The sequence below is a fragment of the Phenylobacterium sp. genome (assembly GCF_036501465.1).
Classification (GTDB): domain Bacteria; phylum Pseudomonadota; class Alphaproteobacteria; order Caulobacterales; family Caulobacteraceae; genus Phenylobacterium.
The window spans coordinates 1-6,353 of sequence record NZ_DASYAF010000023.1; the positions used below are offsets into that span (position 1 = coordinate 1).

The 6,353-nt window shown below is 69.2% G+C and carries 4 protein-coding genes; all 4 read right to left on the reverse strand.

Annotation, left to right across the window (positions count from 1 at the left end):
- Positions 1–1,385, reverse strand: a 1,385-nt coding sequence (locus VGL85_RS02310) for a DUF3604 domain-containing protein (protein ID WP_331585594.1), incomplete at its 3' end; no start/stop codon positions are given.
- A gap of 150 nt (positions 1,386–1,535) precedes the next feature.
- The gene (locus VGL85_RS02315) at positions 1,536–3,056 is read right to left on the reverse strand and encodes a class I SAM-dependent methyltransferase (protein ID WP_331585596.1); all 1,521 of its coding nucleotides are present in this window, start codon (positions 3,054–3,056) and stop codon (positions 1,536–1,538) included.
- A 38-nt stretch (positions 3,057–3,094) separates the two neighbouring features.
- Positions 3,095–5,368 carry a TonB-dependent receptor gene (locus tag VGL85_RS02320; RefSeq protein WP_331585597.1) on the reverse strand — a complete coding sequence of 758 codons (2,274 nt, stop codon included), beginning with the start codon at positions 5,366–5,368 and terminating at the stop codon, positions 3,095–3,097.
- 159 nt (positions 5,369–5,527) lie between these two features.
- Positions 5,528–6,163, reverse strand: coding sequence for a TetR/AcrR family transcriptional regulator (locus VGL85_RS02325; RefSeq protein WP_331585598.1), 636 nt, complete (start codon positions 6,161–6,163; stop codon positions 5,528–5,530).
- Positions 6,164–6,353: the final 190 nt, after the last annotated feature.

Genomic DNA, 6,353 nt, shown 5'->3' on the forward strand with positions numbered 1-6,353 from the left:
CAGCCGCCGAACATCCGCAGGCGGATGCGCGTGCCGGAGGTGGCGAAGGTCTCCTTGCGCTTCAGCGCCGCGAAGATCGCCTCGCGAGTGTTCTCCTCCGCCCAGACCCCGGTGATCGCGCCGGGACGCATCTGCAGGCCGCCTGTGCCCTCGTCGCTTTCGCCGGCCCGGGCGGCGGCCCTGCGACCCTGGCCGGTCATCATCCGTCGGGCCATCGCGCCGCTCGGCATCATGGTCTTCGGATCGAGGCCGCTGAACCCGCCGGCCCAGGCGTTGGAACTGGATACCGTGAGACCGTTGTGGATGTCCGAGCCGCCGACCACGCCCATCTTGAACGGGTTGGCGCCCACCTTGGACAACACGATCAGGCCCCGGCCCCAGGCCTCGCGGACGTAGGAGCCGTGGCGGATCGGCCTGGTCTCGTCGCGGTAGACCTTGTCGAGGATGTCGAAGTTGGAAAATTCGTCGGTGGGCGACAGGTCCGGCGCGGTCTCCGAGGTCCCCTTGGTCTGGGCGATCTCCACGAGCGGCTCGTTCAGCGCCCGTTCCTGGGCATAGGCCTCGTCGATGGGTCGCCCGTTGCTCATGTTCCAGTCGAAGTCGTGGCCGTCGCTCATGTTCGAATTGTGCGGGATGGCCAGCACCTGGAAGCCGTCACGGCGCGCGGTCTCCAGATATTTCCAGAGATCCTCCGGCTTGTCGGAATCCACCGAGGTGAAGGGGTTCGGCGCGTGGTCGCCGGCGAAGATCACGTTGCGGTGGGTGGTCGCCCCGCCGGTGCGCGAGGTGAACTCGTAGGCCACGAAGGTGGTGAACTTGCCGGGCCGGTAGTTGTCGTTGGCGGCCTTCATCTCCAGCGCCCAGCCGCCGGCCGCGTCGGTGGCGGCCTTCATGTCGCGCAAGGAGCCCTCGCGGTCGCCGGTCAGCCGCGCGGCGCAGCGCCAGAAGATGCAGGCGCCCGACTTGCCGGTCAGGAACAGCTTGCCGGCCGGTGTGGCGGCGAACGGGCTGTTGGGATCGTCGAGCTGGTGGGCGGCGCCCAGGAACTCGGCGTGGTCGGTGACGGCGGTGAAGTCCAGCGGCCAGGCGCGCTTGGCCGGCACGTCGCCCGCGACATCGATCCCCTGTTCCTTGCGCACCTGCACGGCGGGCACCATCACCGTCTCGCCGCGGGCGAACTTGTAGGCCTGGTCCGGGGTGACCTTGGTGCCGAAGGTCCAGGCGTCGAAGCTCATCACCGTGTGCAGGTGAAGTTCGCCAAAGAAGGCCCGGCGGCTGGCCGGCGCCGCGCCGGCCGCCGCATGACGATCCGGCGCCTTGGGCGCCCGGGCGGCGGCGTGGCGCGGCTGGGAAAGCATGCCGCCGGCGACGACGGCGATCGCCACGGTCGAGCTGGCGCATATCAGAAGCCATCCACGCGTCATCGCAGGTCCCTTCGCCTCTCTGGCGTTGCGCCAGCTATGAACTCGATCCCCACGCGCGGCAGCCCCGAAGATCGGCGTTTTCGGCTGCTGAAACGGCCCGCGCCCACGGGCTCACGCCAGCACGCCCAGGCCCTGGAGCTGGGTGGTCATGGGCTCGCCGATCGCCGCGGCGCGGGCCTGGGCGGCGGCGGCGAGGTCCGCGGCCGAGGCCACCGCCTTGCCCTCGTGCTTCAAGGTCCGGCCGCTCGCGCGCAGGCGTTCCCAGGCCGCCGAAAGGTCGCCGCCCAGCATGGCCAGCAGGGCCAGGCGATCCTCCAGCGGCAGCAGCACCTGGGTGCCGGCCACCGGCGAGGCGAAGGGCAAGGCGCCGGCCGCCTCCACCTGGCCTTCCAGCACCAGGCGGTTGAGGCGCGAGGGCATGGAAAGGTCGCCCGCCCCCGGCCGCACCGGCGCATAGGGACGGCGCAGGACATTGACCAGTTTCAGCGCGATCAGCCGCTCCACGGCCAGCCGCAAGCCCTCCCGGCCCTCGAGCCCCGGCGCGGCCAGCAGCTGCGGCAGCCGCGCCGCGCCGTGCTCGGTCTCAGCCAGGATGTCGGCGTACAGCGGGTCGGAGAGGTCGAGGCGCGCGCGCCGGCCAAGCGCCTGCCGCTCGGCCGCCAGCGGACCGCGGGTCATCCGGTCGAGCCAGAGCGACGGCGGCGCGGCCTCGGCTGGGGCGTCGGCGCGCATCAGGACGTCCATGCGGCTGTTGGCGTTGCGCAGGGTGTCGAGCGCCATCTCGCGAGCGGCCGGCGCCAGCCGCGCCAGGGCCTCGCGCATGTCCGGCGGGGCGCAGAGACCCAGGTCGTTGAGCTCGAGCTGGGCGTTGGCGACATAGCTCAGGCCGGCGGCGCGCGCCTCGGCGGCCACGTCGGCGGCCCACAGGCTGGCGCGCTGGGCGTTCAGCACCTCGTGCGCCATGGCCCGCGGGTCCTGGCCGGCGACCTGATCCATCCAGGCGGCGGCGAAGGGGTTGTACTGGAAGAACCGCGCCTTGGCCGCGCGCAGGCCCTCGACGATCCGGCAGGCCTCAGCGAACCGGGTCAGGCTGTCGCCCTCGATGCCCGCGGCGGTCTCGCGCAGCAGGGCGTAGAGGGCGTCGATCTGGCTGTTGCCCGGCAGGGCGCCGTAGTGGACGAAGACCGCGCCGCGCTCGGTCAGCCGGTCGCGGGCGAAGCTGAGGCAGGCGGCGCGCAGTTCCGGCGCGATCCAGGAATAGACCCCGCCCATCGCAACGAAATCCAGCGCCGGCAGCGAGAGCCGGCCCAGGTCCGCGAAGCCCGCCTCATGGAAGGTGACATTGGACAGCCCGGCGGCCTCAGCCAACGCCCGGCCCCGGCGTACGTGCTCGGGGTTGATGTCGACGCCGTGGAACTGCGCCTCGGGATAGCAGTCGGCGAGCACGCATAGCGTGAGCCCCGCGCCGGTCCCCAGGTCGCAGTAGGTGAAGGCCGCCCCGTCGAGCCGCGGCGCGGCGCGGCCGCCCAGGCTGGCGGCGTAGGCCAGATGGATCGGCGCCTGGAACACCCCGAACGCCGACGGATAGACGATGTCCGTGGTGTAGCCCGAAGAAACCGCCGCGGCGTCCATGGCGCGAGCCTAGAGCGCCGCGGCCAAGTTGGGGAGGTTCACCACTTGTAGGTTATTTCCGCTTCCACATAGCTCAGGCGCCCCGGCACATAGGTCGCGCCCAGCCCATTCACCGGCGAGCCGGCCTGGTTCACGTAGTACTGCCGGTCGAAGATGTTGTTGCCCTTCACCGCGAAGGACCAGTGCTTGTCCTCCAGGGCGATGCGCCCGCTCCAGATCGTGTAGCTGCCGAGGTTCAGGGTGTTGGCGGCTTCCTGGTCGCCGCCGTTCTCCGACGCCCAGCTGGTCAACAGCAGCCAGTGGAAGTCGCCGAAGGCGTCGTGCTTGTAGACGATCGTCCCCTGGGTCGAGAACGGCCGGATGCGGGCCAGGTGCGCGCCATTGGCGACGGCGGACTGCAGCGCCGGCGGCACGTCCTTGAACTTGCCCTCCTGCGTGCCGATCAGGCCGTTGATCTCGATCGTGCCCCAGCCGGGCGGCAGATGCGGCGTGGCGTCGAACTCGATCTCGCCGCCGTACTCGGTGGCGTCGCCGGCGTTGGCCAGGAACATGGCGCCCAGGAGCGGGTTCTGCATCGGCATCAGGCCATTGTTCAGATTGGCCAGAATGTTCGAGAAGTCGATCTCGTAGACGTTGGCGTTGACCACCAGCAGGCGGTCGAACCAGGCGGTCTTCAGGCCCAGCTCATAGGTCACCGAATGCTCCGGGGCATAGGAGGCGGGCGGGTCGATCAGGTTGCAGTTGGTGCCCGCAACGCCGCCCGGAACCGACGAGCACGGCACGCCCAGCTGTACGTTGAAGCCGCCGGCGCGATAGGCGTTGCCGATCCGCACATAGCCCAGCACGTCGGAGGTGAACTTGTAGGAGACGTTCCCGTCCGCGGTGACGTTGTAGTAGGTCTTCTGCGGCTCCGACTGCGGCGTGTTCGGCGGGAAGGCCGGGTATTGCGGCGCGCCGGTGGCGATGACGATGTTGAACAGGTTCTCCGACTTGTCGTCGATCGAATAGCGGGCGTCGAGCTGGCCCGAGAGCCTGTCGGTGAGGTCGTACTTCGCCGAGCCGTAGAAGCCGTAGGAGTGCTGGTTGGAGTGGGTGTTCTCCAGCACGTTCGGATCCTGCACCGTCATGGTCATGGCGTTGGAGACGATCGGATAGCCGGTCTCGCGGTCGATATAGTCGTCGGTCAGGAAGAACAGGTCCGCGCCCACCAGCCAGTTCAGCCGGGGCTTCGAGCCCTGCAGTCGCAGTTCCTGGTAGAAGGTGGTGGCGTGGTCGAACAGCGAGGACTGTTCGGTGGCCGTGGCGAGCCCATCCGGATCTGCGAACAGGTTGGAGTCGCGCTTGCGGTAGTTGGTCGTCGAGACCAGCTTCGCCCAGTCCAGGTCGTAGTTGATCGAAAGGCCGAAGTTCGACTGCTTGGCCGCGGTGGTGTTGCCGAGCGGCGATGAGGCCTCGATCTGATCGCGCGGGACCGCGTCGCGGTTCAGGGTGACGCCGGGGTCGCCGAAGCTGGAGGCGTAGTCGGCGACGAAGTTGATATCCAGCTTGTCGGTGGGCTTGTAGCGCGCGGAGAACCGGGCGGCCTCATAGCGCTCCTTGTCGTAGCAGCCGGAATTTATGGACGTGGCCACGTAGTGGTACTGGCAGTCGGTCTGGTCGTCGCTGTCGATGCCCAGGCGGACGGCGAAGACGTCGTTCACCGGCATGTTGTAGACGCCTTCGAGGCCGTATTTGCCGTTCGTGCCGTAGAGGCCCTCGACCCAGTCCTCGCCCTCGGTCTTCCAGTTGGGCTTCTTGGAGATGACGTTGACCGCGCCGGTCACCGCGTTGCGGCCGTAGAGCGCGCCCTGCGGCCCCTTCAAAACCTCGACCTGCTCCACGTCGAACAGGTCGAACCGCTGGAAAGTGCGGCCGCCCAGGTTGCCGCCGGCGATGTAGGCGTCGTCGCGGAACAGGCCGACGGCGGCGTCGGAATTGGGCAGGCGGGCCTGGCCCGCGCCGCGGATGTTGAGCTCGGAGGTCGCCGTGGACGCCGAGGCGATGAAGGTGACGCCGGGCAGGAACTGCACGAGGTCGGCGCCAGAGTGGAATTGGCCCAGCTCCTGGATCTTGTCTCCGCTGATCGCCGAGACGGTCATCGGGATATCCTGCTCGCGCTCGGTCCGCTTCTCGGCGGTGACCACCAGGGTCTCCAGCGTCGGTCCGCTGGCGGCGCCGGGCGCGGTCTGGGCCCAGGCGGCGGGCGCGGCCAGGGCTGTCGCCGCGGCGGCGATGACGGCGCGCGAGGCGCAACGCAGAAGATGCGGCTTCAACTCCATGGCTTCCCCCAATTCTGATTGGCCGGTCGCCGCGTGGACGCCGAGCCTTGGGGTGAATCTCTAACTTACCGAACGGTCGGCAACTAGCAGAAACTTACCGTCCGGTTGGTAAGATCGAGGATTTGTCACCTGCCCGCCACAGGTGACGTGGCGTCAGCGGCGCAGGACGCCGTTCAGCAGCACGGCCGCCACCTGTTCGGCGGTCTCCTCAAGGCTCAGCCGCCCGTCGGGGCGCCACCAGCGGCCGATCCACATGATCGCGCCGATCGCGGCGAAGGCCGCGGCGGTGACGTCCACGCCCTCGGTCAGGCGGCCCTGCACCTCCAGTTCGCCGAGCGTGCCGCGCAGCAGGTCGAGGTAGGCGCGCTTGCGGCCCTCGATGACCTTGCGGTGCTCAGGCGTGAGGCCGCCGGGCTCGTCGACCACGATGGTGAGCGGATTGCCGTCCTCGCGGGACGCGCGGCCGGCGTTCTGCACATGGGCCTTCAGGATGGCTTCCAGCCGCTCCAGCGGATCGGCGATGGCGGCGGCCGGAGCGATCACCTGCTCGTCCAGCCGGTCCATGCCGAACTGGCTGATCGTGAACAGCAACTCCTCCTTGCTGTCGACGAAGTGGTAGAGCCCGGCCTTGGTGATCTTCACCGCCTCGGCGATGTCGCTCATCGAGGTGCCGGCGAAGCCCTTCTGGATGAACAGGCGCGAGGCGGCGACATAGATCTGCCCCTCCCGCTCGCCGAGCGGCGGCCGGACCGGGCGGCGCGCCGGCTCACCCGTCCCACGGTCCGGCAACTGCCTCGGCTTCAAACGCTTCGCCCCCTGCGCACCTGGCGCGCGGGAAACTTACCTACCGGACGGTATGCGTCAACATAAGCCCGTTCCGCATGGCGCAACTCGCCCATAAGCGGTCGATGACCGGTGGGAAATTCAGGGCTGGGCGACGCCGTGCAGGGCGAGGCGCACAAGGGTCTCGGCCACGTCG

Bases quoted from the DNA above. Each gene is read 5' to 3' on its own strand.
- VGL85_RS02315 (WP_331585596.1), bottom strand. From the start codon at position 3,056: ATGGACGCCGCGGCGGTTTCTTCGGGCTACACCACGGACATCGTCTAT.